Raw genomic sequence first — 26,975 nt, 5'->3', positions numbered from 1 at the left:
TTAACTCCAAAGCGTTAGACGTACAGTTTAATTTACGAGCCTGGTCGGGTTTGCTGCCAGTGTGACCTGGATCAATATCTGCCTGAAACTCGCTAAAAAAATCAGATTTGATTAGTTTATGCCGCCATAGAGGGCTGCTCGCCGTTCTGGCTGCTGCAACGGCCATACCGGGACGCTGTGACGAGTTGAAACGTTAACGAAGATAATGAGAAAACTAGAGAATTTTCACCTGCTGGTGATGCTTATCCTGTTGGTCGCCGTCGGCCAGATGGCGCAAACCATTTATGTTCCCGTGATTGCTGATATCGCCCACGATCTGTCGGTTCGCACCGGCGCCGTGCAACGGGTGATGGCGGCGTATCTGCTGACCTACGGTTTCTCCCAGCTGATTTACGGTCCGATATCGGACCGTATCGGACGTCGTCCGGTGATCCTGACCGGCATGATGATCTTCCTGGTCGGTGCGCTGGGCGCGCTGCTGTCCACCAACCTGACGATGCTGGTCGCCGCCAGCGCGATTCAGGGCATGGGCACCGGCGTGGCGGGCGTGATGGCGCGCACCATGCCGCGCGATCTGTATGCCGGCACCGCGCTGCGCTACGCCAATAGCCTGTTGAACATGGGGATTCTGGTTAGCCCGCTGCTCGCGCCGGTGATCGGCGGCGCATTGGCAATGGTGTTCGGCTGGCGCGCCTGTTATGCCTTCCTGTTGGCGCTGTGCGCCTGCGTCGCCTTCGCCATGTTTCGCTGGTTGCCGGAGACCCGCCCGGTGCAGACGGAAAAACGCCGCATGCTGGCCAGTTTTCGCCAGCTGCTGGGCGACAGCACCTTCAGCTGCTATCTGGTGATGCTGATCGGCGCGCTGGCGGGGATTGCGGTATTCGAGGCCAGCTGTGGCGTGTTGATGGGCGGCGTATTGGGGCTGAGCGGTCTGACCGTCAGCATCCTGTTCATTCTGCCGATCCCGGCGGCGTTTTTCGGCGCCTGGTACGCCGGGCGCGACGGCAAGACCTTCCACACCCTGATGTGGCATTCGGTGATTAGCTGCCTGCTGGCGGGGGCGATGATGTGGATCCCGGGCTGGTTCGGCGTGATGAACATCTGGACGCTGATCGTGCCGGCCGCGCTGTTCTTCTTCGGCGCCGGCATGCTGTTCCCGCTGGCGACCACCGGGGCGATGGAGCCGTTCCCTTACCTGGCCGGCGCGGCGGGCGCGTTGGTGGGCGGCATGCAGAACATGGGATCGGGGCTCGCGACCTGGCTTTCCGCCATGCTGCCGCAAACCGGGCAGTTCAGCCTCGGATTGCTGATGTTCGCGATGGCGCTGCTGATCCTGCTGTGCTGGTGGCCGCTGTCCAACCGGATGCAACATCAGGGGCATACCGCATAACCCTCTTCCTGAACCGGCGCAGGCCTTAGTCTTGCAAGACGACTAAGGTCCTGCCGCCGGTTTGACCCAGGTTATTACTGCGCTGAGGCGATCGGTATACACTTTACCGACAGTATTTTTCCGGGTTATTCGCTATGTCATCACTGCAGTGCATTCAACGTGTTCCCGTCGGCTTCTTTGGGATGGTTCTGGGGGTTTTCGGCCTCGGCAGCGCCTGGCGATACGCCGCCACGCTCGGCTATGGGCCCGGCTGGCTGGGTGAGTCGCTCATCTTTCTCGGCAGTGCTATCTGGCTGGCGTTGGCGCTGATCTATCTCTGCCGCTGCCTGATTGACCCACGCGCGGTGCGTGACGAGTTTCGCAGCAACACTCAGTTCAGTTTTATCAGCCTGCTTCCGGCAGGCGGCGTGTTGGTGTCCATCGGTCTGCACCCCTATAGCCTGCCGCTGGCGAATGGGCTGATGGTCGCGGGCTCCGTCGGCCAGCTCATCTTCTCGGCCTGGCGCTGTGCGCCGTTGTGGCGCGGCGAGTTCGCGTCGGAGGCCACGACGCCGGGATTCTACCTGCCGACGGTGGCCGCTAACTTTATCTGCGCGATGGCGTTTGGCACCGCCGGCCACCCTGATATCGGCATGATGTTTCTTGGAGCCGGTTTGATTTCATGGCTGACCCTCGAACCCGCCATCATCCACCGTCTGCGCACCAAGGCCGCGCTGCCGGCCGCCGCCCGCGGCGTTATCGGTATTCAGCTGGCTCCGGCCTTTGTCGCCTGCTACGCGTGGTTATGCGTCAATGGCAACGACTTCGATACGTTCGCCTTAATCCTGTTGGGCTACGGCCTGCTGCAGCTGTTTTTTATGTTCCGGTTGGTGCGTTGGTTTTTTGCCGGTGGCTTCAGCCCGGGCATGTGGGCTTTCTCGTTCGGCTTATCGGCGATGGCGAACGCGTCGCTGCGGTTGTTGCAGAGCCAGCGCGGGGCCGATATGCAAGTGCTGGCCTGGGGGCTGTTCGCGTTGGCTAACCTGCTGCTCGTCGGCCTGATGGTGAAGACGCTGTGGCTGCTGTTGCGTGGGAAACTGCTGCCCGCCAAAACGCCGGTGGCGGGATGAACCCGCCCTCAGCGGCTGCTGGGGGCGGTCTCTTGTCGGCTTACAGCAAAAACTCGTGCAGCGCCGGGTCTTTGCGATCCAGATAGTGGGTCGAACGGATGCGGCGGATGGTGCGCGACTTGCCGCGGATCAGCAGGGTTTCGGTCGTGGCCATGTTGCCCTGGCGGCTGATACCTTCCAGCAGATCGCCCTTGGTGATGCCGGTGGCGGAGAAGATCACGTTGTCGTTGCGCGCCATCTGGTCCATGCGCAGCACCTGACCGGCCTCGATACCCATTTCCCGGCAGCGTGTCAGTTCCTGTTCGCCGATGCGGCGGTTCTCGGCGCTGTCGCCTTTCACCTCATGGCGCGGCAGCAAACGCGCCTGCATGTCGCCGTCCAGCGCGCGGATCACCGCGGCTGAGATCACCCCTTCCGGCGCGCCGCCGATGCCATACATCACATTGACCTCGCTTTCCGGCATGCAGGTGAGAATGGAGGCCGCCACGTCGCCGTCAGGAATGGCGAACACCCGCACGCCCAGCTGCTGCATCTGCGCGATGACGCCGTCGTGGCGCGGTTTGGCCAAGACGATCACCGTCAGCTGCGACAGCGGTTTGCCCAGCCGTGCGGCGACGTTCTGCAGGTTCTCCGCCAGCGGCAGGTCGAGATCGATGGCGCCGCGCGCCGCCGGGCCGACCACCAGCTTCTCCATGTACATGTCCGGCGCGTGCAGGAAGGTGCCGCGATCGCCCACCGCCAATACCGCCAGCGCATTCGACTGGCCCATGGCGGTCATGCGGGTGCCTTCGATCGGATCGACCGCGATGTCGACCGCGTCGCCCTGGCCGGTGCCGACCTGTTCGCCGATATACAGCATCGGCGCTTCGTCGATCTCGCCTTCGCCGATCACGATGCGGCCATCGATATCCACTTTGTTGAGCATGATGCGCATGGCGTGGACCGCCGCGCCGTCGGCGGCGTTCTTGTCGCCGCGTCCCAGCCATTTGTAGCCCGCCAGCGCGGCGGCTTCGGTAACGCGGGAAAATTCGATGGCTAATTCACGTTTCATGGCAAACCTGTCTGTGAGAAAGGGAAGAAAATATCGGCAAAGTCTATCACAGCGCGGTGGCGGCGGGGCGGGGCAAAAAAAAGCGCCGCCCGCAGGCAGCGCTTGTTGGAGAAACGGCAGCGTCGAGATTACTCGTGATCTTCCCATGCCTGAGCACGAGCCACCGCTTTTTTCCAGCCGCTGTAGCGGTAGTTGCGTTCGGTGGTTTCGATGCTTGGGCGGAATTCGCGCTCAATCACCGCTTTGCTCTTCACTTCATCCAGATCGTTCCAGTAGCCGATGGCCAGGCCCGCCAGGAACGCGGCACCCAGCGCCGTCGATTCACGCACCTCAGGGCGTTCTACGCGGGTGCCGAGGATATCGGACTGGAACTGCATCAGGAAGTTGTTGGCGACCGCGCCACCGTCCACGCGCAGCGATTGCAGGCGGGTGTTGGCGTCGGCCTGCATGGCGTCCAGTACGTCACGGGTCTGGAAGGCGATGGATTCCAGCGTGGCGCGGATGATGTGGTTGCTGTTGGCGCCACGGGTCAGGCCGAAGATGGCGCCGCGGGCATACGGATCCCAGTAAGGGGCGCCCAGGCCGGTAAAGGCCGGCACCACATAGACGCCGTTGCTGTCTTTCACCTTGGTGGCGAAGTATTCGGAGTCGGCGGCGTCGCTGATCAGTTTCAGCTCATCGCGCAGCCACTGGATAGACGCACCGCCGATGAACACCGCGCCTTCCAGCGCATAGTTCACTTCACCGCGCGGGCCGCAGGCGATGGTGGTCAGCAGGCCATTTTTCGAGCGCACCGCTTCTTTGCCGGTGTTCATCAGCAGGAAGCAGCCGGTGCCGTAGGTGTTCTTCGCCATGCCCGGTTGAACGCATAGCTGGCCGTACAGCGCTGCCTGCTGGTCACCGGCGATACCGGCGATAGGAATACGCGTGCCGCCTTTACCGCCGATGTTGGTCTGGCCGTACACCTCGGAGGAAGGGCGGACTTTCGGCAGCATGGCACGCGGGATATCCAGCACTTCCAGCATGCGCTCATCCCAGTCCAGCTCGTGGATGTTGAACATCATGGTGCGTGAGGCGTTGGTGTAATCGGTAACGTGTACGCGCCCCTGGGTCATTTTCCACACCAGCCAGGTATCGACGGTGCCGAACAGCAGTTCGCCGCGCTTGGCGCGCTCGCGGGCGCCTTCGACGTTGTCCAGGATCCACTTCACCTTGGTGCCGGAGAAGTACGGGTCAACCACCAGGCCGGTGTTGTGACGGATGTACTCTTCCAGGCCGTCGCGCTTGAGCTTCTCGCAGATGTCGGCGGTGCGGCGGCACTGCCAGACGATGGCGTTGTAAATCGGCTTGCCGGTCTCTTTTTCCCAGACGATGGTGGTTTCTCGCTGGTTGGTGATGCCAATGCCGGCGATCTGATCGGAACTGATGTCGGCTTTCGCCAGCACTTCTACCAGCGTCGAGCTTTGCGACGCCCAGATCTCCATCGGGTCGTGCTCAACCCAGCCGGCCTTTGGATAGATCTGCGGGAATTCGCGCTGCGATACCGCAACGATGTTGGCGTCGTGATCGAGCACGACGGCGCGTGAACTGGTGGTCCCTTGGTCGAGTGCGACAATGTATTTTTTTTCTACAGTCATGGTAATTATCCTGCTGTTGTTAACCGTGTAAAACTGCACCCATCACGCTTTGCGCTGCTGGGTCTTGGCATCAGGCTCTTCTTCCGTCACGCAGACGTCGCACGGCAGGTGGCGGCCAATCAGCGCGCGGTAACCGAAAGCGCCCAGGCCACAGCCGACGATAGGGGCGAAGATCGGCACCAGGAAGTACGGGATGTCCCGTGCGCCGGTGAAGGCGACTTTGCCCCAGCCGGCCAGGTAGGCAAACAGTTTCGGCCCGAAGTCACGCGCCGGGTTCAACGCAAAGCCGGTCAATGGTCCCATGGAGGCGCCGATCACGGCAATCAGAATACCGATCAGCAGCGGGGCCAGCGGGCCGCGCGGAATGCCGTTGCCGTCGTCGGTCAGCGCCAGGATCAGGCACATCAGAATGGCGGCGATCACCGTTTCTACCAGGAAGGCCTGGCCGACGGAGATGTGCGCGTTAGGGTAAGTCGAGAAGATGCCCGCCAGTTCGAGGCTTTCGTTGCTGCCGCGCACCATGTGGTGAGCCGCTTCAAAGTCGAAGAACAGGTTGTAGTACAGCCCATAGACCAGGGCAGCGGCGCAGAAGGCACCGGCGACCTGTGCAATGATGTAAGGCACCACTTTGCGCCCGTCGAAGCAGGCGAACAGCCACAGAGCGAGGGTGACCGCAGGGTTGAGATGCGCGCCGGAAATGGCGGCGGTCAGATAGATGGCCATGGCGACGCCCAGGCCCCAAATGATGCTGATTTCCCACTGGCCGAAGCTGGCGCCCGCCAGTTTCAGCGCGGCAACGCAGCCTACGCCAAAGAAGATCAGCAGCGCCGTGCCGAGGAACTCGGCGATGCACTGGCCTTTTAATGTCGGACTGGTGGTTTGGCTCATAATGTTGTTGTCCTGCAAAACGGCGGTTGTTGGTTTATAGGCTCAGTTGGGTATACATCCGGCCTATGGGCACAGTTTTTTTCATCTCGTCCAATTATTGAATAAGGACGTGATGTAAATTTATCGTTAACGAACATAAACGAGAAATAGCGAAATCAAAATGTGTGTGGCGCGTCATAAAATTGAGCGATTTCGCGTCGTTTAGTGTTCTTTCTGAGCCATAAAAGTGTGATCTGACCAGTGGTTTGGCGAGGGTTGTTAACAACTCGCGGCGGTGGCGGCGGGGATTTTCAGTTTTTGCTGATGGCGGGGGCAGGAAAATTGCAACAGACTGCGCGATGATCCGGTATGTTGCTAGACAGGCGGAGACTGGCTACTTACAATCGTTTTTAACGAATCGAGACTGGCGCGCCTTCCGTAACGGCGCGCGTCACTGAGCGCGATGCAATATTCGCAGTAGCTGCAGCCGACGTTGCGGCCGCTACTTATAGATGTACGCCTTGCTATCATGAGGGGACTGAAGCATGTCATTTGAAGTATTTGAGAAACTGGAAGCAAAAGTACAGCAGGCGATTGATACCATCACCTTGTTGCAGATGGAAATTGAAGAGCTGAAAGACAAAAACAACTCTCTGTCGCAGGAAGTTCAGGCTGCCTCCGGCAACCACGAAGCGCTGGTGCGCGAAAACCAACAGCTGAAAGAAGAACAGCACGTATGGCAAGATCGCCTGCGCGCTCTGCTGGGCAAAATGGAAGAGGTCTGATTCCTCACGCCATGCAGCAACGAAAAGGGCGCCTCAGGCGCCCTTTTTCATGACCGAAAATCACTCGATGTCGAGCGGGTCTTCGGAGAGGATGATGCCGGTGTTGTCGGCATACAGGTGATCGCCGGAGAAGAAGGTGACGCCACCGAAGTTGACGCGGATATCGCTTTCGCCCACGCCTTCGCTCACGGCACCCACCGGGATCGCCGCCATCGCCTGAATGCCGATGTCGAGTTCTTCCAGATCGTCCACCTGACGCACCGCGCCGTACACCACGATGCCTTCCCATTCGTTCTGGGCGGCCAGGCGCGCCAGTTCGGCGTTGATCAGCGCCCGGCGTACCGAACCGCCGCCGTCGACCAACAGCACGCGGCCGCGGCCGTTTTCTTCAAGCAGATCGAACAACAGGCCGTTATCCTCAAAGCATTTCACCGTGGTGATCTGCCCGCCAAATGAAGTACGCCCGCCAAAATTGGAGAACAGAGGTTCAACAACGTTCACCTCTTCATGATAGATGTCGCAAAGTTCGGAAGTATCGTATTTCATAGGATTTTACGTCTGTTTGCCGCTGGAATGTTCAGTATATCCCTTTATTCGCCCTGTTGGCAAAATCATCAGTTTTTAACTGAGCGCCACGCCGATGGCGAACAGCAGGTTGGCCAGCAACGCCGCCTTGACCATGTGTTCCAGCATCGGCCGCATGCCGACCGGCGTCGGATCGCGCAGCACGCGCAGGCCGTGGCGCACCAGCAGCGGGATCGCCAGCACGAACAGCCAGCCCCACGGGCTGTGGAGATTGAACAGCGTAAACAGCGCGAAACACAGCACCGCGCCGCCGAGCAGCAGGGCATGGTAAATGCGCGCCTTGTGCGGGCCGAGGCGCACCGCCAGCGTGTTCTTGCCGTTTTCGCGATCGCTCTCGATATCGCGCAGATTGTTGATGTTGAGCACCGCCGTCGCCAGCAGGCCACAGGCGGTGGCCGGCAGCATCACGACGCTGTCGAAGGTGTGCGTTTGCAGATAGTAGGTGCCGGCCACGCTCAGCCAGCCGAAGAACACCAGCACCGAGATGTCGCCCAGCCCCAAATACCCGTAGGGCTTGTTGCCGACGGTATAGGTGATGGCCGCCACGATAGACAGCCCGCCCAGCACCAGGAAGCCCACCACGTCGCTGGGTTGCTCGCAGGCGACTGCGATCAGCGAACAGCCGGCGAGGGCGATCAGCACCACCGTCACCACCAGCGCCCGTTTCATCTGCGCCTGGGTGATCATGCCTTTTTGCATGCCGCGCAACGGCCCGATGCGATCTTCTTTGTCGCTGCCTTTGACCGCATCGCCGTAGTCGTTCGCCAGGTTGGAGAGGATCTGCAGCAGGCCGGCGGTCAACAGCGCCAGCAGCGCCACTTCAGGTTTCAGGCTGCCGTGCCAGGCGGCGATGGCCGAGCCGACCACGATGGAGGCAAAAGCCAACGGCAGGGTGCGGGGGCGTAGACTTTCCAGCCAGGCGGAGATCGGGGTGGTGGAGGTTGATGAGCTCATGTTTCGCTTCTGTCAGTGAGTTGCGGTGTCCGTTAGAAATAATTGTGGGAGGCAATGCCTCCCACACAGATGACTGACAAGACAATGATTGAGCGATTATAGGATAAAACGACTCAAATCTTCATCCGCCACCAGTTCATCCAGATGACTGCGCACGTAATCCGCATCAATTGTAATGGATTGGCCATTAATTTCACTCGCATCGTAGGAAATATCTTCCATCAGACGTTCCAGCACGGTGTGCAGACGACGCGCGCCGATGTTCTCGGTGCTTTCGTTGACCTGCCACGCGGCTTCGGCGATGCGGCGGATGCCGTCGGCGGTGAACTCGATGTTGACGCCTTCGGTGCCCATCAGCGCTTTGTACTGCTCGGTCAGCGACGCGCTCGGCTCGGTCAGGATGCGCTCGAAGTCTTCAGTGGTCAGCGCCTGCAGCTCAACGCGGATCGGCAGACGGCCCTGCAGTTCCGGGATCAGATCCGACGGATTGGCGGTCTGGAACGCGCCGGAAGCGATGAACAGGATGTGGTCGGTCTTCACCATACCGTGCTTGGTCGACACGGTGCAGCCTTCCACCAGCGGCAGCAGATCGCGCTGCACGCCTTCGCGCGAGACGTCCGGGCCGGAGCTCTGGCCGCCGCGCTTACAGATTTTGTCGATCTCGTCGATAAACACGATGCCGTGCTGTTCAACCGCTTCGATCGCCTGCTCTTTCAGCTCTTCCGGGTTCACCAGCTTGGCGGCTTCTTCTTCCACCAGCAGCTTGAAGGCTTCTTTGATCTTCACCTTGCGCGGCTTTTGCTTCTGGCCGCCGAGGTTCTGGAACATCGACTGCAGCTGGTTGGTCATCTCTTCCATGCCCGGAGGCGCCATGATTTCCACGCCCATCGGCGCCGCGGCCAGATCGATTTCGATCTCTTTGTCGTCCAGCTGGCCTTCGCGCAGTTTCTTGCGGAATGCCTGGCGGGCGGCGGACGGCTCCTGATGCTCTTCCGGCTGGCCCCAGTTGTTCTTGGCCGGCGGGATCAGCACGTCGAGAATGCGCTCTTCGGCCAACTCTTCGGCACGGGTGCGGTTTTTCTCGATCGACTGCATGCGCACCATTTTGATGGCGGCATCGGTCAGATCGCGGATGATGGAGTCCACTTCTTTGCCCACATAGCCCACTTCGGTGAACTTGGTGGCTTCAACCTTGATGAACGGCGCGTTGGCCAGCTTCGCCAGACGACGGGCGATTTCGGTTTTACCGACGCCGGTTGGGCCGATCATCAGAATGTTTTTCGGGGTCACTTCGTGACGCAGCATCTCGTTGAGCTGCATCCGGCGCCAGCGGTTGCGCAGGGCAATGGCGACAGCGCGTTTGGCCTTGTTTTGGCCAATGATATAGCTGTCCAGTTCGCTGACGATCTCGCGCGGGGTCATTTCAGACATGGTATTCGATCCTTACGCTTTGGAAGGCAATTCTTCAATGGTGTGGAAATGGTTGGTGTAAATACAGATGTCGCCGGCGATGTTGAGGGATTTCTCAACGATGTCGCGGGCGCTCAGCTCGGTATTTTCCAACATGGCGCGGGCTGCGGCCTGGGCGTACGGGCCGCCGGAGCCGATGGCGATCAGATCGTTTTCCGGCTGCACCACATCGCCGTTGCCGGTGATGATCAGCGAGGCGGTTTCATCGGCGACCGCCAGCAGCGCTTCGAGCTTGCGCAACATGCGGTCGGTGCGCCAGTCTTTCGCCAGCTCGACGGCGGCTTTCACCAGGTGGCCCTGATGCATTTCCAGTTTGCGTTCAAACAGTTCAAACAGCGTGAAGGCGTCAGCGGTGCCACCGGCGAAACCGGCGATCACTTTGTCGTTATACAGGCGACGCACTTTCTTGACGTTACCCTTCATCACCGTATTACCCAGGGTTGCCTGGCCATCACCACCGATGACGACCTGGCCGTTGCGGCGTACGCTTACAATTGTTGTCACGAGCAGACCCTCGTTAAAGACGGAAAGAAGTCCCCGCAGCGCCTGCTTTCGCAGACGCTACGAGGCATATTGAGAGTATAGATGGGGGGGGATTGACGCTTTTCAACCCCCAACGGAGAGGGGAATGCAACTCGACATGCCGACGCCCTTCAGGCGCGAAAGGGTTTTGTCCGCGGCGGCGCGGCTGCTGTACGGGCCGAGCACCACGCGATTCCAACCGCCGCCGGCGGTGATGCGGCTCTCGATGCCTTCGAACGCCAGGCGCGCACGCACGGATTCAGCCTGATCGGTGGCGCGGAACGAACCGCATTGCACCATCCACTTCTGCTTCGATTCCGGTTTGGTTTCCTGCTTGGCCGTTTCCTGCTTCACTTCCGGTTTGGGCTCCGGCTTCGGTTGCGGCTTCGGCTCAGGCTGTTTCACCTGCACCGGTTGCTGGGTAGTTGGTTTTGGCTGCGGGTGCGGCTGCACCGGCGCGGTAGTGGCCCCGTTGCTGAACGGGTTGCGCGGCGGCTGGCTGACCTGCTGCTGCTGCATTTGCTGTTGTTGCATCTGCTGCTGTTGGCGGGTGCTGCGCGCGTTGGCCTGGCCCGGATCGTTATACGGCACTTCGTTCAGCTGCGTCGGGCGCTGCTGCATATCGGCCTGCATCTGCTCCAGCAGCTGCCGCTGTTCGGCGGTCAGCTGAGTTTTGGAATTGAGCTCGCCGCCGGCCGTCGGTTCGGTCGGGGTTTGCACGCCGATCTGCCGATTTTCCAGCTCTTTGATGTAGCGCCAGCGCTCTTCCGGCTTCGGCGGCAGGCCGTTGCCGGGGCGCGTGGTGTGCGCAGGCAACAACGGCGCGTCTTCCGGCTTGTTGTGGGTAATGAAATAGAGGCCACCGACAAAGACAACCAGCAACGCGGCGGCTAACGCCAGCACGGTTTTGGAAACCTTCGGAGAACTGCGTTTTTTACGGCTGGGGGTTTTACGCTTAGCTCCTGCTGCGCGCCCACGGCTTACATAGTCTTTTTGTGCCACTATTATTCCGCTGTGTCCTGATGAGAGGATAAGTCCGTCATGTTACTGAACCCTAAAATATTTGACTAGCGTTTCGGGGCAGCGGTGCTGCCTCTGATAATCAATTCACTGTCCAATAGCCGGGAGCCGCTGGCCACCGTCTGGCCGTTCAACTGCTCCAACAGCAACAACATCGCCTGCTGGCCGATCTGGAAGCGCGGCTGCGCCACCGTGGTCAGCGGCGGATCGCAATACTGCGCCAGCTTGAGGTCATCAAAGCCGACGATCGACAGATCCTGCGGTATCCGCAGCCCCATTTTCTTCGCCTGGGACAGCACGCCGATCGCCATGACGTCGCTGTGGCAGAACACCGCCGTTGGCGGTTTCGGCTGCGCCATCAGCGCCGTCAGCGCTTGCGCGCCGGCTTCGTAGGTAAAATCACCCCGGGTAATATAGCTGCTTTCGACGGTAATGCCATTACGACGTAGCGCTTGAACGTAACCCTGCAGCCGATAATGGCTCAGCGGCATCTGTTCCGGCCCGGCGACGCAGGCGATCTGCCGGTGGCCCAATTGATGCAAATAATGCACGGCTTCAAAGGCGGCGGTCAGATTGTCGATGTGCACCGTCGGCAGTTCCAGCTCGGGGGCGAACTCGTTGGCCATCACCATCGGCGGCAGGTTGCGCTGTTCTTCCTTGCTGGCGTCGAACGGCAGGTTGGAGCCCAGCAGCAGCATGCCGTCGATCTGTTTGGTGATGATCAGATTGACGAAGGTGCGCTCTTGCTGGTTTTGCTGCGCGCAGTCGCCGATCAGCACCAGATAGCCTTGTTGGGCGGCGGTCTGTTCGATCCCCTGGATCACATCGGCGAAAAACGGATCGCAGATGTCGGGCACGATCACCAGGATGGTGCGGGATTCGTTGCGCTTGATATTGCGTGACAGAGCATGAGGAGAATAACCCACGGCCAGGACGGCCTGTTCCACTTTCTGGCGCGTCGGCGTTGACACCTTTTCCGGGTTCATCAGCGCACGCGATACGGTAGCCGTTGAAACGCCCGCCATTTCGGCGACGTCTTTCATGGTCGCCATGGATAACTCTTTCTTGTGTTCCAACGCCTTTCTCCTTGCGTCAGCCCCATGCCGACGCCACTACTGCTGTTTGCTCACAATGTCCGGCATGCGGTGGCGAGATTGTTGTCATTGAGCGCCACTCGCGTTCGGGCACTCCGTCGCGCTGCGATGTGGCGACAAAATTTGCCCTCGCAGACATTCTAAACAGAATACGCCCCGCCTTTGTTACCTAATTTGCATAAAAAATGTGACCTGAGAAGGTTTTTTAGCGTTCGCTCGCAATTTCAAGGGTAAACGTTTGCACTGCGGCAGCTAAATCGGACTTTTCCGGGATCAGCTGTCGATCGGATCGACATCCAGCGTCCATTTCACCTTGCGCGTTTGCGGCAGGGTGCCGATCAGCGGCAGCGAGCTTTTCATCAGCTGTTGCAGGACGCGCCGCGTCGGGTGCTGCAGCAGCAGCTGCCAGCGGAAACGGCCGCCGCGTTTGGACTGCAGCGCCGGCACCGGGCCCATCACCCATAGCGAGTCGTCCTTCAGCGGGCTGGCTTCCAGCAGGTTGCGCAGCTGCTGCAGGAACAGCGGGGCCTGCTGGTTGTCGTGATCTTCGGCGCGCACGATGATGTGGCTGGTGTAAGGCGGCAGAAACACGCTGTTGCGCTCCGCCAGCGTCTGTTTGGCGAAGGCGTCGTAACCCTGTTGCAGCAGCACCTGCAGCAGCGGGTGCTCCGGATGGTGGGTTTGCAGCAGCACTTCACCCTGTTTGCCCGCCCGGCCGGCCCGCCCGGAGACCTGGGTATACAGCTGAGCGAAACGCTCGGCGGAGCGGAAGTCGGCGGAGAACAGCGCGCCGTCCACGTCCAGCAACGCCACCAGGGTGACGTCGGGAAAATGGTGGCCCTTGGCCAGCATCTGCGTGCCGATCAAAATGCGCGCTTCGCCGCGATGGATATCCGCCAGGTGCTGCTCAAGCGCGCCTTTACGGCTGGTGGTGTCGCGATCGATGCGGGTGATTGGCGTATCGGGGAACAGCGGCGCCAGCTCCTGCTCCAGCTGTTCGGTGCCGACGCCGACCGACACCAGGTGGGTGGAGCCGCACTGCGGGCACTGGTGCGGCACCGGCCGCTGGCTGTCGCAGTGGTGGCAGCGCAGCTGGCGCTGATGCTGGTGGAAGGTGTAGTAGTGATCGCAGCGCTGGCATTCGGCGATCCAGCCGCACTCGTGGCACAGCAGCGCCGGGGCGTAACCGCGGCGGTTGAGGAACAGCATCACCTGATTGCCGGCTTTTAAATGGTGCTGCATGCTCTTCAGCAGCGGCTGCGACAGGCCGACCTTCAGCGGCAGCCCCTTCAGATCGATCAGGTGCTGCGCCGCCGGTTTGGCGTTGCCCGCGCGTTGGGTGAGCTTCAGTTGGCGGTATTTGCCCAGCTGCACGTTGTGCAGCGTTTCCAATGCCGGGGTCGCGGAGCCCATCACCATCGGGATATCCTCTTCCCGGGCGCGGAACACCGCCAGATCGCGGGCGTGGTAGCGCCAGCCTTCCTGTTGTTTATAAGAGCTGTCGTGCTCTTCGTCGATGATGATCACGCCCAGCTGACGGAACGGCGTGAACAGCGCCGAGCGGGTGCCGATGACGATGGCGGCTTCGCCGCTGCGCGCGCGCAGCCAAACCGCCAGCCGCTCGCTGTCGTTCAGGCCGGAGTGCATTACGTCTACCGGCGCGTTGAAGCGCTCGCGAAAGCGGGCGATGGTTTGCGGCGTCAGGCCGATTTCCGGCACCAGCACCAGCGCCTGCCGGCCTTTGGCCAGCACGTTCTCCAGTACGCTGAGGTAGACCTCGGTCTTGCCGGAGCCGGTCACCCCGGCCAGCAGCCAGGCGGCGAACTGCTCATCCTCGCTTCTGATCGCCCCGACGGCGGTAGCCTGTTCAGTGTTCAGCCGCAGCCGCTCGCCGAGCACCGCGAAGTTAGGGCGCCAGTCGTGCGTATCCGCGACCTGAGCGCGCAGATCGATCAGCCCTTTGGCGCGTAGCGCCTGCAGGGCGCTTTCCGTCAGCTCCAGCTGGCTGACCTGGTGGCGATAGACCGGGCGTTGCAGCAGCGCCGCCAGCGCCTGCTGCTGTTTCGGCGCGCGTTTCAGGCTTTCGGGCGGGGTGGCGCGCCCCTCTTCGGTGGCGAACCATTGCCACAGCGGTGCGGCCTCGGCCGGTTTGCCTTGCCGCAGCAGGATCGGCAGCGCATGGAACAGCACCTCGCCGATGGGGTAGTGATAGTAATCGCTGGCCCAGCGCAGGATGCGCCACAGGCTGGGGGAGAACAGCGACTCGGCGTCGATCACGCTGTCGATCGGTTTGAGCTTGTCCAGCGGCAGTTCGCTGGTGTCGCTGCAGCCGGTGACGATGCCGATCGCATGCTGCCTGCCCCAGGGCACGCCCACGCGCGCGCCGGCCACCGGCTGCATGCCGGGCGGCAGCAGATAGTCGAAGGTGCGGGCGAGGGGGACCGGCAAGGCAACGTGTACGACGGGCATGATCTCATCCAAATTGAAAAAAGTGGGCATCAGTTTACACGGCGCATCGGCAAATGTACGGTTCCGATTGCGCGCCTCGACTAATGCTGTATAATTTGCCGCCTTTGGTATAATTCGATACCAAAATTCTATTATCAACCACGTGTGGTGTCTGGCGAAACAGGGCTGGATAGCGACACGGCCTTAACTGAGGTTTCCCATGAAACAAGGTATCCACCCAAAATACGAAGAAGTTACTGCTAACTGCTCTTGCGGTAACGTGATGAAGATCCGCTCCACCGTGGGCCACGATCTGAACCTGGACGTTTGTGGCGCATGCCACCCGTTCTACACTGGCAAGCAGCGTGACGTTGCTACCGGTGGCCGCGTTGACCGCTTCAACAAGCGTTTCAGCGTACCAGGCGCTAAGAAATAAGATTTCTTATCGTCCGATGAAAAAGGCGCCTTTGGCGCCTTTTTTCGTTTCTGCCGCCGGCGTTCGCCGGACGGTTCTCAATATTCCCAGGTATCGGGATCGACACCCAGTTCGCGCATCAACGCTTTTGCGGCTTCCGGGATTTCATCGCTGCGCTCTTTGCGCAGGTCTTCATCGTTCGGCAGCGGCTGGCCGGTAAAGGCATGCAGAAACGCTTCGCACAGCAGTTCGCTGTTGGTGGCGTGGCGCAGGTTGTTCACCTGGCGACGGGTCCGTTCGTCGGTGAGGATTTTCAGGACCTTCAGCGGAATGGATACCGTGATCTTTTTGACTTGCTCGCTTTTTTTACCGTGTTCAGCGTAAGGGCTGACATACTCGCCGTTCCACTCAGCCATGGGACACCTTAACTTTGTCAGAAAAATTACAAAATTCTAAAAACCGGCCAATTATGCCCGATCTTCACTGTTCTCACTAAATAAATGTCAATTTTACGCGACCAGGGTCACTGAATGCCCCGCCTCGGCCGGACATTGTGGCTTAACATCTTATCGTCATGTCATATCGGCATAATTTTAGCGGGTATTGTGCCATTGCTCAATCTATACGCAGAGAAGTTTAGATGTCCAGATGTATTGACGTCTATCAATCCTGCGATTACTCTTTAGGCCTCATTCACCGAACCGAGAGCCGAGCGAGCCCATGACGCGTAAACCAGCCACGATTGCCGTACGCAGCGGCCTGAACGACGACGAACAGTATGGCTGCGTTGTCCCGCCGATTCATCTGTCCAGCACCTATAACTTTACCGACTTCAACCAACCCCGAGCCCATGATTACTCGCGCCGCGGCAACCCGACGCGCGACGTGGTGCAACGCGCGTTGGCGGAGCTGGAAGGCGGCGCCGGCGCGGTGATGACCGGCAGCGGGATGTCGGCGATCCATCTGGTGACCACCGTGCTGCTGAAGCCGGGCGATCTGCTGGTGGCGCCGCACGACTGCTACGGCGGCAGCTATCGGTTGTTCGACAGCCTGAGCAAGCGCGGCGCCTATCGCGTATTGTTCGTCGATCAGGGTAATGAAGCCGCCCTGCAGCAGGCGCTGGCGCAAAAGCCGAAGCTGGTGCTGATTGAAAGCCCCAGCAATCCGCTGCTGCGCGTGGTGGACATTGCGGCGATCTGCACCGCCGCACACGCGGCGGGCGCGTTGACGGTGGTGGACAACACCTTCCTCAGCCCGGCCCTGCAACAGCCGATCGAACTCGGTGCCGATCTGGTGGTCCATTCTTGCACCAAATACCTGAACGGGCATTCGGACGTGGTGGCCGGCGCGGTGATTGCCAAAGATCCCGAGCTGGCGGTCGAATTGGCCTGGTGGGCGAACAATATCGGCGTGACCGGCGGCGCGTTCGACAGCTATCTGCTGCTGCGCGGCATGCGCACGCTGTCGCCGCGCATCAAGGCGGCGCAGCAAAACGCCGAAGCGATTGTCGGCTATTTACAGCAGCAACCGCTGGTGAAAAAGCTGTATCATCCCTCCCTGCCGGAAAATCCGGGGCATGAGATCGCCCGCCGGCAGCAGCGCGGCTTCGGCGCGATGCTGAGTTTTGAACTGGACGGCGATGAAGCGGTGCTGCGCCGTTTTCTCTCTGCCCTTGAGCTGTTTACTCTGGCAGAATCGCTGGGCGGCGTAGAAAGCCTGATCTCGCATGCAGCGACCATGACCCACGCCGGTATGGCGGCGGAGGCGCGGGCAGCGGCCGGCATCTCCGAGAGCCTGCTGCGCATTTCCGTGGGTATTGAAGACAGTGAAGATTTGATTGCCGATCTGGAACGCGCTTTCCAGGCGGCGGCAACGAGGTAAGCATGAATGCAATTGCTGTAGCAGGGCCGGTGAGCGGGCGTCAACTGCACAAGTTTGGCGGCAGCAGTCTGGCGGATGTGAAGTGTTATCTGCGTGTGGCCGGGATTATGGCGGAATACAGCCAGCCGGGCGACATGATGGTGGTATCGGCCGCCGGCAGTACCACCAACCAGTTGATCAACTGGCTGAAGCTCAGCCAGAGCGATCGCCTGTCTGCGCACCAGGTGCAGCAGACGTTGCGTCGCTATCATAGCGATCTTATCGGCGGCCTGCTGCCGGCGGAAAGCGCCGAGCCGCTGATCGCCGAGTTCATTCAGGATCTGGAACGTCTGGCGGTGCTGCTGGACGGCAAAGTCGACGAGGTGTGCTATGCCGAAGTGGTCGGGCACGGCGAGATCTGGTCGGCGCGCCTGATGGCGGCGGTGCTCAACCACCTGGATATGCAGGCGGCCTGGCTGGATGCGCGTGATTTCCTGCGCGCCGAGCGCGCCGCGCAGCCGCAGGTGGATGAAGGCCGTTCTTATCCGCTGTTGCAACAATTGTTGGCCCAACATCCGGGCAAGCGCCTGGTGGTGACCGGCTTCATTTCGCGCAACGACGCCGGGGAAACCGTGCTGTTGGGGCGCAACGGCAGCGACTACTCTGCCACTCAGGTCGGCGCGTTGGCCGGCGCGGCGCGCGTCACCATCTGGAGTGACGTGGCCGGGGTATACAGCGCCGACCCGCGCAAGGTGAAAGACGCCTGCCTGCTGCCGCTGCTGCGCCTGGACGAAGCCAGCGAGCTGGCGCGCCTGGCGGCGCCGGTGCTGCATACCCGCACCCTGCAGCCGGTCTCCGGCAGCGATATCGATCTTCAGCTGCGCTGCAGCTACCAGCCGGAGCAGGGCTCGACACGCATCGAGCGCGTATTGGCGTCCGGCACTGGCGCCAAGATTGTCACCAGCCACGATGACGTGTGTCTGATTGAGCTGCACGTCGCCGCTCAGCACGACTTCAAATTGGCGCAGAAAGAGTTGGATCTGGTGCTCAAGCGCGCACAGATCAAACCGCTGGCGGTGGGCATCCATCCTGACCGCAATCGGATACAGCTGTGCTACACCTCCGAGGTGGTCAACAGCGCGCTGGCGACCCTGCAGGCCTCGGCGCTGCCGGGTGAACTGCACCTGCGCGAAGGGTTGGCGCTGGTGGCGATGGTCGGCGCCGGGGTATGCAAGAACCCGCTGCACAGCCACCGTTTCTATCAGCAACTGAAAGATCAGCCGGTTGAGTTTATCTGGCAGGCCGAAGATGGCATCAGCCTGGTGGCGGTATTGCGCCAGGGGCCGACCGCGCTGCTGATTCAGGGGCTGCACCAAAGCCTGTTCCGCGCCGAGAAGCGTATCGGTCTGGTGCTGTTCGGCAAGGGCAACATCGGGTCGCGCTGGCTGGAGCTGTTCGCCCGTGAGCAGACCAATATCTCCGCGCGCAGCGGTTTCGAATTTATCCTGGCGGGGGTGGTGGACAGCCGCCGCAGCCTGCTGAACTACGAGGGGCTGGATGCCAGCCGTGCATTGGCGTTCTTTGAGGACGAGGCGCAGGAACTCGACGAAGAGTCGCTGTTCCTGTGGATGCGCGCGCACCCGTTCGACGATCTGGTGGTGCTCGACGTGACCGCCAGCGAAGAGCTAGCCGGGCAGTATCTGGATTTCGCCAGCTACGGTTTCCACGTGATCAGCGCCAACAAGCTGGCGGGCGCCTCGTGCAGCGATACCTATCGCCAAATTCGCGACGCCTTTGCCAAAACCGGCCGCCACTGGCTGTACAACGCCACCGTCGGCGCCGGCCTGCCGGTCAACCATACGGTGCGCGATCTGCGCGACAGCGGCGACAGTATTTTGGCAATCAGCGGCATCTTCTCCGGCACGCTTTCCTGGCTGTTCTTGCAGTATGACGGCACGGTGCCGTTCACTGAACTGGTGGATCAGGCCTGGCAGCAGGGGCTGACCGAACCGGATCCGCGGGTCGATCTTTCTGGTCAGGACGTGATGCGCAAGCTGGTGATCCTGGCGCGCGAAGCGGGCTACGACATCGAACCGAACCAGGTACGGGTCGAGTCGCTGGTGCCGGCGGGCTGCGAGCTGGGCTCCGTCGATCAGTTCTTCGAGAACGGTGAGGCGCTGAACCAGCAGATGCAGCAGCGCTTTGAGGCCGCCAGCGAAATGGGCCTGGTGTTGCGTCACGTGGCGCGTTTCGATGCCAATGGCAAGGCGCGGGTCGGCGTGGAGGCGGTGCGTCCTGAGCATCCGCTGGCCTCGCTGCTGCCGTGCGACAACGTGTTCGCCATCGAAAGCCGCTGGTATCGCGATAATCCGCTGGTGATCCGCGGGCCGGGCGCCGGCCGCGACGTGACCGCCGGCGCGATCCAGTCAGACCTTAACCGGTTGGCGCAGCTGCTTTAATCCTCTGCGGGCGCGGGTTCACCGCGCCCCTTGCTTTTCCTGCCATACTTATCCCTGCCGCCGTCATGAAATTCCCTCGTTGAGTGGGTGAGGATTAATCATCTTATTCCCCTCATTTTCCTGTTGACTCTTTAGCCAACATGCGGCATTTTCTATCTAGACGTCTAAACGTATAGACGCTCATCAAAATGAAATAAAAACAGTGATCGATAAGAGGTGAGCAGGGTATGAGCTTTTTCCACGCAAACCAGCGGGAAGCGCTGAATCAGAGTCTGGCGGAGTTGAACGGCCAGATTAACGTATCATTCGAGTTCTTCCCGCCGCGCACCAGCGAGATGGAAGAGACCCTGTGGCAGTCGATCGATCGTCTGAGCATCCTCAAACCCAAATTCGTTTCCGTCACCTACGGTGCCAACTCCGGCGAGCGCGATCGCACCCACAGCATCATCAAGGGGATCAAGGAGCGCACCGGCCTGGAGGCGGCGCCGCACCTGACCTGCATCGACGCCAGCCCGGCGCAGCTGCGCGACATCGCGACCGATTACTGGAACAGCGGCATTCGTCACATCGTGGCGCTGCGCGGCGATCTGCCACCGGGCGGCGGCAAGCCGGAAATGTACGCGACCGATCTGGTGGCGCTGCTGAAAGACGTGGGCGACTTCGACATTTCCGTCGCCGCCTACCCGGAAGTGCACCCGGAGGCGAAGAGCGCCCAGGCCGATTTGATTAACCTGAAACGTAAGATCGATGCCGGCGCCAGCCGCGCCATCACCCAGTTCTTCTTCGACGTTGAGAGCTACCTGCGCTTCCGCGACCGCTGCGTCGCCGCCGGTATCGACGTGGAAATCGTGCCGGGCATTCTGCCGGTGTCCAACTTCAAGCAGCTGCAGCGCTTCGCCACCATGACCAACGTGCGGGTGCCAAGCTGGATGACCAGCATGTTCGAAGGGCTGGACGACGATGCGGAGACCCGCAAAATGGTCGGTGCCAACATCGCCATGGACATGGTGAAGATCCTCAGCCGCGAAGGGGTGAAAGATTTCCACTTCTATACGCTGAACCGCGCCGAGATGAGCTACGCCATCTGCCACACGCTGGGCGTGCGACCGGTGGCCGCCGCCTGACAGGCTTGTTCCATTGAAAAAGGGCGTCGCTTTACCGCGGCGCCCTTTTTTTGTGGGGAAGACAAGACATAAAAAAACGGCCCCGATAAACGGGGCCGCGATTAGGCTCACTAGCCGGTGTTGCGCATCCCGGCGGCGACGCCGGCGATGGTGACCATCAGCGCCTGCTCGACGCGGGCGTCCGGCTGCTCCTGCTGACGCGAACGATGCAGCAGCTCGGCCTGCAAGACGTTCAGTGGGTCGGTATAAACGTTGCGCAGCGCGATGGATTCGGCGATCCACGGCAGGTCTTCCATCAGGTGCGCATCGTTGGCGATGGTCAGCACCACCTTGATGTCGCTTTCCAGCTGATCGCGCAGCTGTTGGCCCAGCGGCCACAGCGATTTATCCACCAGGCGCTGATCGTAGTATTCCGCCAGCCACAGGTCGGCTTTGGCGAACACCATTTCCAGCATGGCGATGCGGGTGGAGAAGAACGGCCAGTCGCGACACATCGCCTCCAGCTCCGCCTGCTTGCCGGCTTTCACCGCTTCCTGCAATCCGGCACCGGCGCCGAGCCAGGCCGGCAGCATCAGGCGGTTCTGCGTCCAGGCGAAGATCCACGGAATGGCGCGCAGGCTTTCCACGCCGCCGTTCGGCTTGCGTTTGGCCGGGCGTGAGCCCAGCGGCAGTTTACCCAGTTCCAGCTCCGGCGTGGCCGCGCGGAAGTAAGGCACGAAGTCCGGGTTTTCACGCACGTAGCCGCGATACATTCGGCAGGAGGTCTCGGACAGATCGTCCATCAACGCCCGCCATTCTTTCTTCGGTTCCGGCGGCGGCAGCAGGTTGGCCTCGAGGATCGCGCCGGCATACAGCGCCAGGCTGCTGATGGTGACTTCCGGCAGGCCGAATTTGAAGCGGATCATCTCGCCCTGTTCGGTGACGCGCAGGCCGCCCTTCAGGCTGCCCGGCGGCTGCGACAGCAGCGCCGCATGCGCCGGTGCGCCGCCGCGGCCGATGGAGCCGCCGCGCCCATGGAACAACGTCAGCGCCACGCCGGCTTTTTCACAGGTTTTGATCAACGCGTCCTGCGCACGGTACTGCGCCCAGGAAGCGGCCATCACGCCGGCGTCTTTCGCCGAGTCAGAGTAGCCGATCATTACCATCTGTTTGCCCTGAATAAAGCCGCGATACCAGTCGATATTCAGCAACTGGGTCATTACGTCGTCGGCGTTGTTCAGATCGTCGAGGGTTTCGAACAGCGGAGCGACCGGCAGCGCGAACGGGCAGCCGGCCTCTTTCAGCAGCAGGTGCACCGCCAGCACGTCGGAAGGCGTGCGCGCCATCGAAATCACGTAGGCGGCGATCGAGCCCTGCGGCGCTTCGGCGATCACCCGGCAGGTTTCCAGCACTTCCTGCGTGTCGGCGCTCGGTTGCCACTTCAGCGGCACCAGCGGGCGTTTGGAGTTCAGTTCGCGGATCAGGAACGCCTGTTTATCGGCTTCCGACCAGCTTTCATAGTCGCCCAGCCCCAGATAACGGGTCAGCTCGGCGATGGCTTCGGTATGGCGAGTGCTTTCCTGGCGCACGTCGATGCGCACCAGCGGCACGCCGAAGCAGCGCACGCGGCGTAGGGTATCCAGCAGCTGACCGTTGGCGATGATGCCCATACCGCAGGCCTGCAGCGATTGGTAGCAGGCATACAGCGGCTCCCACAGCTGCTCGTTGTTCACCAGCAGGTCGTGCGGCTTCAGCACGCGTTCGCCCTTCAGGCGGCCTTCCAGATAGGCCTGGGAGCTCATCAGCTGGCTGCGCAGCTGCTTCATGATTTCGCGGTACGGTTCCTGCACCTCGTCACCGCCGGCGCGGGCGCGCAGCTCCGGGGTGCATTCGGTCATCGACAGCTCGGAGACCAGCACCTGGATATCGCGGGTGAACAGGTCGCAGGCTTTCCAGCGGCTGAGCAGCAGCACATGGCGGGTGATTTCGGCGGTCACGTTCGGGTTGCCGTCGCGGTCGCCGCCCATCCAGGAGGTGAAGCGCACCGGCACCGCTTCCGCCGGCAGGCTGTAATTGATGGAGTTTTCCAACTGCTCGTTGAATTCGCGCAGGAACGCTGGCACGCCTTCCCACAGGCTGTTTTCTACCACCGCGAAGCCCCATTTGGCTTCGTCGATCGGGGAGGGGCGATGTTTGCGAATTTCATCGGTGTGCCACGACTGGGCCACCAGCTGGCGCAGGCGGCGCATGATCTTGTTGCGCTCGTAGTCGGCCAGGTCGTTGTGATCGAGCTGGCTGAGGCAGGTGTTGACCTCCACCAGCTTGTGGATCAGGGTGCGGCGGGTGATCTCCGTCGGGTGCGCCGTCAGCACCAGCTCGATGGAAAGTTGCGACACCGCGTGCTGCAGCTCTTTGTCGCTGAGCTTTTTGTCTTTGAGGCGGCTGAACAGCTGCGCCAGCGCTTCCGGGTTGCTGGCGGCTTCGCCGTTGGGCGAAATGCTGTGGTACTGCTCGGCGACGTTGGTCAGGTTGAGGAACTGGCTGAAGGCGCGCGCCACCGGCAGCAGCTCGTCGTTGGACAGGTTCTGCAGGGTGGAGAGCAGCTCCTGGCGATGCGCTTCGTTGCCGGCGCGTGAAGATTTGGAAAGCTTACGGATGGTCTCAACGCGATCGAGAATATGCTCGCCCAGCGCTTCTTTGATGGTATCGCCGAGCAATTTGCCGAGCATACTGACATTACTGCGCATTGCCGAATATTGTTCGTTCATATAACCCCTGACCCAGTTCTGTATGATTTTTATCTTGTAAATAAATTTCACGCGTCAGGCGCAGACCGCCCGCCTGATCACATCGCGTTCCTGTCCAATCGTCAATTGACACTATTTTTAGCAAAAAAACATCAAAATCGGCGCATTTTCTGAAATTTAATTACGCCGCGTCGGTTATCAGCGTGGCTTATTTCGCCGTTTTCTACTTATTTTGAGGTAGGGGAAAGCATAAAGCATTTCCCCTGCTAAATGTCGGGTTTATTGCCGACAAAAGTGATTGACCAGCTGGCCCAACAGTTTGCGCGTCGGTTCGATAAACGCGGTGTCGATATATTCGTCCGGCTGGTGGGCCTGATCGATGGAACCGGGGCCGAGCACCAACGTCGGGCAAACCTGCTGCACGAACGGCGCTTCGGTGCAGTAGTTGACCACCTGCGTGCGGGTGCCCAGTAGTTCCTCGATCACCGCCACCATGCGGTGGTCGGTCGGGCATTCGTAACCCGGCACCGACGCGTGCAGCTCTTCGATGGTCAGGCGGCCCGGCCAGCGTTGGCTCACCGGCTCCAATGCCTGATGCATCAGCTCGTTGATGTTGTCGAGCGTCATGCCAGGCAACGGGCGGATATCCAGGTGCAGCTCGCAGCAGGCGCAGATGCGGTTGGCCGCGTCGCCGCCGCTGATATGGCCGAAGTTCATGGTGGGATAAGGCACGGCGAACGCCGGGTTGTTGTAGCGCTCCTGCAGGGTTTTGCGCAGCTCCATCAGGCGGCCGATGGATTCGTGCATCAGATCGATAGCGTTGACGCCGCGCGCCGGATCGCTGGAGTGGCCGGACTGGCCGACGATGCGAATGGCGTTGGCCATGTGGCCCTTGTGTGCGCGCACCGGCTGCAGCGAGGTTGGTTCGCCGATGATGGCGAAATCCGGCCGAATGGCGGTGGAGGCGGCGAAATAACGTGCGCCGGCCATCGTCGTTTCTTCATCTGCGGTAGCCAGAATGTACAGCGGCTTGGTCAGTTTGCTCGCGTCGATGTCGCGCACCGCATCCAGAATAAAGGCGAAGAAGCCTTTCATGTCGGCGGTGCCCAGGCCGTAGAGCTTGTTGTCGTGCTCGGTCAGGGTGAACGGATCGCGCGTCCAGCGGCCTTCGTCGTAAGGCACCGTATCGGTATGGCCGGCCAGCAGCAGGCCGCCGCTGCCTTCGCCGATGCTGGCCAGCAGGTTGAATTTGTGGCGCGATTCCGGCACCGGCTGTACGTCGACGCGAAAGCCCAGGTCGGCAAACCATCCGGCCAGCAAGTTGATTAACGCCTCATTGCTCTGATCGAGGCCGGCATCGGTGGCGCTGATCGACTTCGTTGCGATCAACGCCCGGTACAGCTCAATAAATGGAGGTAATTTCATCTTCACTGTTGACAGCCTTTGGTTAGGATAGTATCAATATTCATGCATTTATTTTGAATAAAAATACAGTAAGCCGAAGCGTAAGGGAACCCGATACCCGGATGTTTATAAAAGCATCAACGCCTGGCTCCGTGGGTGAACGGCGCAACAACGCTGGCTAGCCCTGTTACCTGGGTCGCAAGCGACCGCACGTCAGTTTAGAAGGTGAAAGGCCACATGTTGAATACGCTGATCGTTGGTGCCAGCGGTTACGCCGGAGCGGAGCTCACGGCTTACCTGAATCGCCACCCACACATGAACATAACCGCTTTAGCGGTTTCAGCGCAAAGTGCAGATGCAGGAAAGTTGCTTTCCGATCTCCATCCCCAGTTGAAAGGCATCGTCGATCTGCCGCTGCAGCCGTTGACCGACGTTGCCAAGGCGGCACAGGGCATCGACGTGGTGTTCCTCGCCACCGCCCATGAAGTCAGCCACGATATCGCACCGGCTTTCCTGGCGGCGGGCTGCGTGGTGTTCGATCTGTCGGGCGCCTTCCGCGTGCAGGACGCCGGTTTTTATAGCCAGTACTACGGTTTCGAACATCAGCATGGCGCCCTGCTGGAGCAGGCGGTGTACGGCCTGGCGGAGTGGCAGAGCGACAAGATTAAACAGGCGCAGCTGATTGCCGTGCCGGGCTGTTACCCGACGGCGGCGCAGCTGGCGCTGAAGCCGTTGATCGAGAAGCAGCTGCTGAACCTCGACCAGTGGCCGGTGATCAACGCCACCAGCGGCGTCAGCGGCGCCGGTCGTAAGGCCAGCATGACCACCAGCTTCTGCGAAGTGAGCCTGCAGCCGTACGGTATTTTCACTCATCGGCACCAGCCGGAGATCGCCGCGCACCTGGGCGTGCCGGTTATCTTTACGCCGCACCTGGGCAACTTCCCGCGCGGTATCCTTGAAACCATCACCTGCCGCCTGAAGGCCGGCGTGACCGCGCAGGACGTCGCCGCCGCCTATCATGCCGCCTATGACGACAAGCCGCTGGTGCGGTTGTACGACCAGGGCGTGCCGGCGCTGAAAGCGGTGGTGGGGCTGCCGTTCTGCGACATCGGTTTTGCGGTGCAGGGCGAGCATCTGATCGCCGTAGCGGTGGAAGACAACCTGCTGAAAGGCGCGGCGGCGCAGGCGGTGCAATGCCTGAATATCCGTTTCGGCTTCCCGGAAACCCAGTCACTCCTTTAAACCAGCGTGAGTAAACAGCAATGAACCCGTTAATTATCAAGTTAGGTGGCGTGTTATTAGACAGTGAAGAAGCGCTGGAGCGTCTGTTTACCGCGCTGGACAGCTACCGGCAGCAGCATCAGCGCCCGCTGGTGATCGTGCACGGCGGCGGCTGCGTGGTGGACGAACTGATGAAGCTGCTCTCTTTGCCGGTGGTGAAAAAGAACGGCCTGCGGGTCACGCCGGCCGATCAGATCGACATCATCACCGGCGCGCTGGCCGGCACCGCCAACAAAACGCTGCTGGCGTGGGCGATTAAACACCAAATCAACGCCGTCGGCCTGAGCCTGGCGGATGGCGGCAGCGCGGTCGTGACCCCGCTCGATCCGGCATTGGGCCACGTCGGCAACGCGCAGCCCGGTTCGCCCGCGCTGCTCAATACCCTGCTGAGCGCCGGCTACCTGCCGGTGGTCAGCTCCATCGGTATCACTGCCGAAGGGCAGTTAATGAACGTGAACGCCGATCAGGCGGCGACGGCGCTGGCGGCGACGCTGGGGGCGGATCTGATCCTGCTGTCGGACGTCAGCGGCATCCTCGACGGCAAGGGGCAACGCATTGCGGAAATGACGGCGCAAAAAGCGGAACAACTGATCGCGCAAGGCATCATCACCGATGGTATGGTGGTGAAGGTGAATGCGGCGCTCGACGCGGCCCGCACCCTCGGCCGCCCGGTGGATATCGCCAGCTGGCGCCATGCCGATCAGCTTCCTGCTTTGTTTAACGGCGTGTCGATTGGCACCCGGATCCTCGCTTAATTTTAGAATTAGAAAGGAA

The 26,975-nt window shown here is 60.9% G+C and carries 22 protein-coding genes; 9 read left to right on the top strand and 13 right to left on the bottom strand.

Annotation, left to right across the window (positions count from 1 at the left end; translation table 11 throughout):
- Positions 1 to 205 precede the first annotated feature (205 nt).
- Together emrD and tehA are read left to right on the top strand one after the other, a co-directional pair.
- Positions 206 to 1,390, top strand: coding sequence for a multidrug efflux MFS transporter EmrD (gene emrD, locus AWX27_RS21680; RefSeq protein WP_004931102.1), 1,185 nt, complete (start codon positions 206 to 208; stop codon positions 1,388 to 1,390).
- A 134-nt stretch (positions 1,391 to 1,524) separates the two neighbouring features.
- Positions 1,525 to 2,499: a dicarboxylate transporter/tellurite-resistance protein TehA gene (gene tehA / locus AWX27_RS21675; protein WP_060424970.1), complete on the top strand. Its 975-nt coding sequence runs from the start codon at positions 1,525 to 1,527 to the stop codon at positions 2,497 to 2,499.
- A gap of 40 nt (positions 2,500 to 2,539) precedes the next feature.
- Here the strand turns inward: tehA and glpX are convergent, their stop codons facing one another.
- From glpX to AWX27_RS21660, 3 genes are all read right to left on the bottom strand, one after another.
- Positions 2,540 to 3,550, bottom strand: coding sequence for a class II fructose-bisphosphatase (gene glpX / locus AWX27_RS21670; RefSeq protein WP_060424968.1), 1,011 nt, complete (start codon positions 3,548 to 3,550; stop codon positions 2,540 to 2,542).
- Positions 3,551 to 3,678: 128 nt separating this feature from the next.
- The gene (gene glpK, locus AWX27_RS21665) at positions 3,679 to 5,187 is read right to left on the bottom strand and encodes a glycerol kinase GlpK (protein WP_019452234.1); all 1,509 of its coding nucleotides are present in this window, start codon (positions 5,185 to 5,187) and stop codon (positions 3,679 to 3,681) included.
- 42 nt (positions 5,188 to 5,229) lie between these two features.
- A complete protein-coding gene (locus AWX27_RS21660) occupies positions 5,230 to 6,075 on the bottom strand; it encodes an MIP/aquaporin family protein (protein ID WP_038872721.1) in 846 nt (281 codons plus the stop codon).
- 524 nt (positions 6,076 to 6,599) lie between these two features.
- Between AWX27_RS21660 and zapB the strand changes: the two genes are divergently transcribed.
- The gene (gene zapB / locus AWX27_RS21655) at positions 6,600 to 6,839 is read left to right on the top strand and encodes a septal ring assembly protein ZapB (protein WP_004931092.1); all 240 of its coding nucleotides are present in this window, start codon (positions 6,600 to 6,602) and stop codon (positions 6,837 to 6,839) included.
- Positions 6,840 to 6,899: 60 nt separating this feature from the next.
- On the opposite strand, the gene rraA is transcribed toward zapB, so the two are convergent.
- The 7 genes from rraA to priA all read right to left on the bottom strand — a co-directional run bounded on the left by rraA (position 6,900) and on the right by priA (position 14,953).
- Positions 6,900 to 7,385, bottom strand: coding sequence for a ribonuclease E activity regulator RraA (gene rraA, locus AWX27_RS21650; protein ID WP_038872664.1), 486 nt, complete (start codon positions 7,383 to 7,385; stop codon positions 6,900 to 6,902).
- A gap of 75 nt (positions 7,386 to 7,460) precedes the next feature.
- Positions 7,461 to 8,378 (bottom strand): 1,4-dihydroxy-2-naphthoate polyprenyltransferase, encoded by a 918-nt coding sequence (locus AWX27_RS21645; RefSeq protein WP_015379416.1) that lies wholly within the window; start codon positions 8,376 to 8,378, stop codon positions 7,461 to 7,463.
- Between the two features lie 96 nt (positions 8,379 to 8,474).
- Entirely contained in the window at positions 8,475 to 9,809 is a 1,335-nt protein-coding gene (hslU, locus tag AWX27_RS21640; RefSeq protein ID WP_025304663.1) for an HslU--HslV peptidase ATPase subunit, read from the bottom strand.
- Between the two features lie 12 nt (positions 9,810 to 9,821).
- Entirely contained in the window at positions 9,822 to 10,352 is a 531-nt protein-coding gene (gene hslV / locus AWX27_RS21635; protein ID WP_004931085.1) for an ATP-dependent protease subunit HslV, read from the bottom strand.
- 102 nt (positions 10,353 to 10,454) lie between these two features.
- Positions 10,455 to 11,372 (bottom strand): cell division protein FtsN, encoded by a 918-nt coding sequence (gene ftsN / locus AWX27_RS21630; protein WP_060424966.1) that lies wholly within the window; start codon positions 11,370 to 11,372, stop codon positions 10,455 to 10,457.
- A gap of 65 nt (positions 11,373 to 11,437) precedes the next feature.
- Positions 11,438 to 12,466 carry a DNA-binding transcriptional regulator CytR gene (cytR, locus tag AWX27_RS21625; RefSeq protein ID WP_038872675.1) on the bottom strand — a complete coding sequence of 343 codons (1,029 nt, stop codon included), beginning with the start codon at positions 12,464 to 12,466 and terminating at the stop codon, positions 11,438 to 11,440.
- A gap of 291 nt (positions 12,467 to 12,757) precedes the next feature.
- A complete protein-coding gene (gene priA, locus AWX27_RS21620; RefSeq protein ID WP_060425020.1) occupies positions 12,758 to 14,953 on the bottom strand; it encodes a primosomal protein N' in 2,196 nt (731 codons plus the stop codon).
- 199 nt (positions 14,954 to 15,152) lie between these two features.
- Between priA and rpmE the strand changes: the two genes are divergently transcribed.
- Positions 15,153 to 15,368: a 50S ribosomal protein L31 gene (rpmE, locus tag AWX27_RS24775; RefSeq protein ID WP_004931078.1), complete on the top strand. Its 216-nt coding sequence runs from the start codon at positions 15,153 to 15,155 to the stop codon at positions 15,366 to 15,368.
- Between the two features lie 77 nt (positions 15,369 to 15,445).
- Here the strand turns inward: rpmE and metJ are convergent, their stop codons facing one another.
- The gene (gene metJ / locus AWX27_RS21615; protein ID WP_004931076.1) at positions 15,446 to 15,763 is read right to left on the bottom strand and encodes a met regulon transcriptional regulator MetJ; all 318 of its coding nucleotides are present in this window, start codon (positions 15,761 to 15,763) and stop codon (positions 15,446 to 15,448) included.
- 304 nt (positions 15,764 to 16,067) lie between these two features.
- On the opposite strand from metJ, the gene metB reads away from it, so the two are divergent.
- The 3 genes from metB (at position 16,068) to metF (ending at position 20,790) form a co-directional block, all read left to right on the top strand.
- Complete coding sequence (metB, locus tag AWX27_RS21610) at positions 16,068 to 17,228, top strand: cystathionine gamma-synthase (protein ID WP_060424965.1); 1,161 nt, start codon at positions 16,068 to 16,070, stop codon at positions 17,226 to 17,228.
- Between the two features lie 2 nt (positions 17,229 to 17,230).
- Positions 17,231 to 19,666 carry a bifunctional aspartate kinase/homoserine dehydrogenase II gene (locus AWX27_RS21605; protein ID WP_060424963.1) on the top strand — a complete coding sequence of 812 codons (2,436 nt, stop codon included), beginning with the start codon at positions 17,231 to 17,233 and terminating at the stop codon, positions 19,664 to 19,666.
- A gap of 227 nt (positions 19,667 to 19,893) precedes the next feature.
- Positions 19,894 to 20,790: a methylenetetrahydrofolate reductase gene (gene metF, locus AWX27_RS21600; RefSeq protein WP_033645217.1), complete on the top strand. Its 897-nt coding sequence runs from the start codon at positions 19,894 to 19,896 to the stop codon at positions 20,788 to 20,790.
- Positions 20,791 to 20,900: 110 nt separating this feature from the next.
- On the opposite strand, the gene ppc is transcribed toward metF, so the two are convergent.
- A complete protein-coding gene (gene ppc, locus AWX27_RS21595) occupies positions 20,901 to 23,537 on the bottom strand; it encodes a phosphoenolpyruvate carboxylase (RefSeq protein WP_038872687.1) in 2,637 nt (878 codons plus the stop codon).
- 258 nt (positions 23,538 to 23,795) lie between these two features.
- Complete coding sequence (gene argE / locus AWX27_RS21590; RefSeq protein ID WP_033649896.1) at positions 23,796 to 24,941, bottom strand: acetylornithine deacetylase; 1,146 nt, start codon at positions 24,939 to 24,941, stop codon at positions 23,796 to 23,798.
- 216 nt (positions 24,942 to 25,157) lie between these two features.
- Here argE and argC point away from each other — a divergent pair, with 216 nt between their 5' ends.
- Both argC and argB read left to right on the top strand, forming a co-directional pair.
- A complete protein-coding gene (argC, locus tag AWX27_RS21585; RefSeq protein ID WP_025304655.1) occupies positions 25,158 to 26,162 on the top strand; it encodes an N-acetyl-gamma-glutamyl-phosphate reductase in 1,005 nt (334 codons plus the stop codon).
- 20 nt (positions 26,163 to 26,182) lie between these two features.
- Positions 26,183 to 26,956, top strand: coding sequence for an acetylglutamate kinase (gene argB / locus AWX27_RS21580; RefSeq protein ID WP_060424961.1), 774 nt, complete (start codon positions 26,183 to 26,185; stop codon positions 26,954 to 26,956).
- Positions 26,957 to 26,975 lie beyond the last annotated feature (19 nt).

It is taken from the genome of Serratia sp. 2880STDY5682894 (assembly GCF_001537385.1).
Classification (GTDB): Bacteria; Pseudomonadota; Gammaproteobacteria; order Enterobacterales; family Enterobacteriaceae; genus Serratia; species Serratia nevei.
The sequence above is the reverse complement of the archived record's forward strand: the minus strand, read 5'-3'. Positions and strand labels throughout refer to the sequence as shown.

Excerpts from the sequence above, each read along its gene's own strand:
- emrD (WP_004931102.1), top strand. The coding sequence starts at position 206 with ATGAGAAAACTAGAGAATTTTCACCTGCTGGTGATGCTTATCCTGTTG.
- tehA (WP_060424970.1), top strand. The coding sequence starts at position 1,525 with ATGTCATCACTGCAGTGCATTCAACGTGTTCCCGTCGGCTTCTTTGGG.
- glpX (WP_060424968.1), bottom strand. The coding sequence starts at position 3,550 with ATGAAACGTGAATTAGCCATCGAATTTTCCCGCGTTACCGAAGCCGCC.
- glpK (WP_019452234.1), bottom strand. The coding sequence starts at position 5,187 with ATGACTGTAGAAAAAAAATACATTGTCGCACTCGACCAAGGGACCACC.
- AWX27_RS21660 (WP_038872721.1), bottom strand. The coding sequence starts at position 6,075 with ATGAGCCAAACCACCAGTCCGACATTAAAAGGCCAGTGCATCGCCGAG.
- zapB (WP_004931092.1), top strand. The coding sequence starts at position 6,600 with ATGTCATTTGAAGTATTTGAGAAACTGGAAGCAAAAGTACAGCAGGCG.
- rraA (WP_038872664.1), bottom strand. The coding sequence starts at position 7,385 with ATGAAATACGATACTTCCGAACTTTGCGACATCTATCATGAAGAGGTG.
- AWX27_RS21645 (WP_015379416.1), bottom strand. The coding sequence starts at position 8,378 with ATGAGCTCATCAACCTCCACCACCCCGATCTCCGCCTGGCTGGAAAGT.
- hslU (WP_025304663.1), bottom strand. The coding sequence starts at position 9,809 with ATGTCTGAAATGACCCCGCGCGAGATCGTCAGCGAACTGGACAGCTAT.
- priA (WP_060425020.1), bottom strand. The coding sequence starts at position 14,953 with ATGCCCGTCGTACACGTTGCCTTGCCGGTCCCCCTCGCCCGCACCTTC.
- rpmE (WP_004931078.1), top strand. The coding sequence starts at position 15,153 with ATGAAACAAGGTATCCACCCAAAATACGAAGAAGTTACTGCTAACTGC.
- metJ (WP_004931076.1), bottom strand. The coding sequence starts at position 15,763 with ATGGCTGAGTGGAACGGCGAGTATGTCAGCCCTTACGCTGAACACGGT.
- metB (WP_060424965.1), top strand. The coding sequence starts at position 16,068 with ATGACGCGTAAACCAGCCACGATTGCCGTACGCAGCGGCCTGAACGAC.
- AWX27_RS21605 (WP_060424963.1), top strand. The coding sequence starts at position 17,231 with ATGAATGCAATTGCTGTAGCAGGGCCGGTGAGCGGGCGTCAACTGCAC.
- metF (WP_033645217.1), top strand. The coding sequence starts at position 19,894 with ATGAGCTTTTTCCACGCAAACCAGCGGGAAGCGCTGAATCAGAGTCTG.
- ppc (WP_038872687.1), bottom strand. The coding sequence starts at position 23,537 with ATGAACGAACAATATTCGGCAATGCGCAGTAATGTCAGTATGCTCGGC.
- argE (WP_033649896.1), bottom strand. The coding sequence starts at position 24,941 with ATGAAATTACCTCCATTTATTGAGCTGTACCGGGCGTTGATCGCAACG.
- argC (WP_025304655.1), top strand. The coding sequence starts at position 25,158 with ATGTTGAATACGCTGATCGTTGGTGCCAGCGGTTACGCCGGAGCGGAG.
- argB (WP_060424961.1), top strand. The coding sequence starts at position 26,183 with ATGAACCCGTTAATTATCAAGTTAGGTGGCGTGTTATTAGACAGTGAA.